The organism is Micromonospora sp. M51 (assembly GCF_018070305.1).
Taxonomy (GTDB): domain Bacteria; phylum Actinomycetota; class Actinomycetes; order Mycobacteriales; family Micromonosporaceae; genus Micromonospora; species Micromonospora parva.
This window is the reverse complement of the sequence record NZ_JAGPXZ010000857.1, coordinates 1-2,392: the sequence shown is the minus strand read 5'-3', so window position 1 is coordinate 2,392 and position 2,392 is coordinate 1. Positions and strand designations below refer to the sequence as shown.

Sequence of the window (2,392 nt, the reverse complement as noted above, 5' to 3'; positions counted from 1 at the left end):
GACCCGGTCGAAGTACGCCCCGGCCGGGTCGGTCTGGAGGTGACCGATCGCCTCGGGCACTCCCCCGGCCAGGTCTCCGAACGTCGCGCGGATCGCGTCCACCGGTCCGCGTGCCAACTCGCGAGCGGGGTCGGCGCACCGGTAGGTGAAGAAGGCCGACGAGCGGCCGGGCCCGAGGTTGACGATCGCCGCGGTGCGCCCGGGGCCGATGAAGGTCGTCGCCGACGACTCGGGCACATCCGGCACCGGGTGCGCCAGCGGGAAGGCCGCCACGACGTACGGCAGGTCGACCCGATGGTCCGGGCCGAGGATCGTCGCCCGGGTCGTGGAGTGCACGCCGTCGGCACCGACGAGCAGGTCGGCGTCGTACGTGGTGCCGTCGCTGAGGCTGATCCGCACCCGGTCGGCGGTGGCGTCGATTGTGGACACGGTGGTGCCGAAGCGGATCTCCACCTGGTCGCGTACCGCCTCGTACAATGCGGTTTCGAGGTCGCCGCGGAACACCGTCATGGTTCGGGGACCCAGCGCCGCCTCGGCGACCGCGGCGGGCACCGTGAGCTTCGGGCGACCGTCCGCCCGGACCAGCACTGTGGTGAACGGGCCCAACGCGTGGGTGGACAGCGCCGGAACCAGCCCGAGCCGCTCGGCCGCGTCGTAGCCGGCGCCGAGCAGGTTGACCAGGTAGCCACTGCTGCGCCGGGTCGGAGATCGTTCGACGACGAGCGGATGCCACCCGTCCTGCGCCAGACGTAGGGCCGTCGCGAGACCAGCTATGCCGGCCCCGACGATCACCGCTCGTTTCATCAGCACTCCCCAAGACCAGAATGAGCATCTGCTCAAACATTATGAGCAGATGCTCATCCCCGCACAACCCGCCTAGACTCAGGGAATGCCACGCGGAGTTCCCATCGCTGAGCCCCGGCAGCACCTCTTCGCCGCCGCCGAGCGCCTGATCGCCGCCGCAGGTCCCGGCCAGCTCACCAGCCGAGCCGTCACCGGCGAGGCCGGCGTCGCCACCGGGCTGCTCTTCGCCCACTTCGCGAACTTCGACGACTTCCTGGTGGGTTACGCCGTCGACCGCAGCTTCCAGATCGCCGGCACCGCGGCCGGCCTTCCCGCCCGCGCCGGCACCGGCACGATCGCCGCGAACCTCAGCGCGGCGATCCTCGCGACCCCGCTGATCGTCCTGCGCGGCGTCACCCGGCTGATGGCCTGCCGGCCGGCGTTGGCCGCACAGGTCGAGGCGGTACTGGGCACCGGCAGCACCGTGCCGCAGAGCCTCGAACGCGCCGTCGTCGACTACCTGAACGCCGAACGACAGCGCGGACGGCTACCAGCGGGCGTCGACACCGAGGCGCTGGCGCTGGCCGTGGTGGGCGTGCTGCACCACGTCGCCCTCATCGACGCGACCGACGAGGTGGCGCACGCACGCATCCAGCACACCGTGACCGCGCTGGTGGAAAGCTTCCCGGCCGTCACGTCCTGAGCCCGCCCCCTGGCCCGCACCGGCCCGCCGGCACCGTAGAGTTCTGCGGCGGCCGGACCGTTGATCAGCAGCTCAGCGGGCAGGGGCAACGGGAGGAACGGGTCGTGCGGGGTGCGGGTGTCCGGGTACTGATCGTCGGCGGAGGTGTCGCCGGACTGGCGACGGTGGCCGCGCTGCGCGAGTGGGGCGCGACGATCGACGTGGTCGAGCGGGCGTCCGGGCCGACCGGCTCCGGCACCGGGATCTACCTCACCGGCAACGCGACGCGGATGCTCGACGTCCTCGGTCTGCGCGAGCCGGTCGCCGACGTCGCCGTGGAGATCACCCGGCAGCGCAGCGCCAACCAGCGCGGGCGTCGCCTCTTCGACATCGACGTGGCAGCGCTCTGGCGGGGCGTCGGGCCGTGCGTGTCATTGCCCCGGGCGCAGCTGCACCGGGCGCTGCTCGACGGCGTCGGCGACGCCCCGATCCGCTGGGGCCGCCAGCCGGTCGCGCTGTTGCAGGAGGGCGGCCAGGTCGCCGTCGAGTTCGACGACACCAGCACCGACCGGTACGACCTGGTGATCGGCGCGGACGGGGTGCACTCGACCGTCCGCCGGCTCGCCTTCGACGGCCAGGCCGCCCGCGACCTCGGGCAGTACGCGTACCGGTGGGTCGCTCCGCGGATCGACGACGACCCGGTCTGGTCGGTGCAGTTGGGGCGCGGGAGGCAGTTCCTGACGATCCCGATCGGCGCCGAGCAGACGTACTGCTACTACAACGACGGCCCGGTGGCCGAGCGGCAGGGCTGGCGCGACGACCTGGCTGCGACGTACAGCGAGCCGGTGGCCACCATGCTCAAGGCCCTGGACTACGACGACAGCACCCTGCACGCCGGGCCGAACCAGGAGTCGAGCACCACCTCCT

General features: G+C 72.3%; 3 protein-coding genes. 2 read left to right on the top strand and 1 reads right to left on the bottom strand.

Annotation, left to right across the window (positions count from 1 at the left end; translation table 11 throughout):
* A partial coding sequence (locus KBX53_RS29815) for an FAD-dependent oxidoreductase (protein WP_210862996.1) occupies nucleotides 1-804 on the bottom strand: 804 nt, incomplete at its 3' end.
* Between the two features lie 85 nt (nucleotides 805-889).
* Between KBX53_RS29815 and KBX53_RS29810 the strand changes: the two genes are divergently transcribed.
* Both KBX53_RS29810 and KBX53_RS29805 read left to right on the top strand, forming a co-directional pair.
* Nucleotides 890-1,486 carry a TetR family transcriptional regulator gene (locus tag KBX53_RS29810; protein WP_210862994.1) on the top strand — a complete coding sequence of 199 codons (597 nt, stop codon included), beginning with the start codon at nucleotides 890-892 and terminating at the stop codon, nucleotides 1,484-1,486.
* Nucleotides 1,487-1,590: 104 nt separating this feature from the next.
* A partial coding sequence (locus KBX53_RS29805; protein WP_210862992.1) for an FAD-dependent monooxygenase occupies nucleotides 1,591-2,392 on the top strand: 802 nt, incomplete at its 3' end.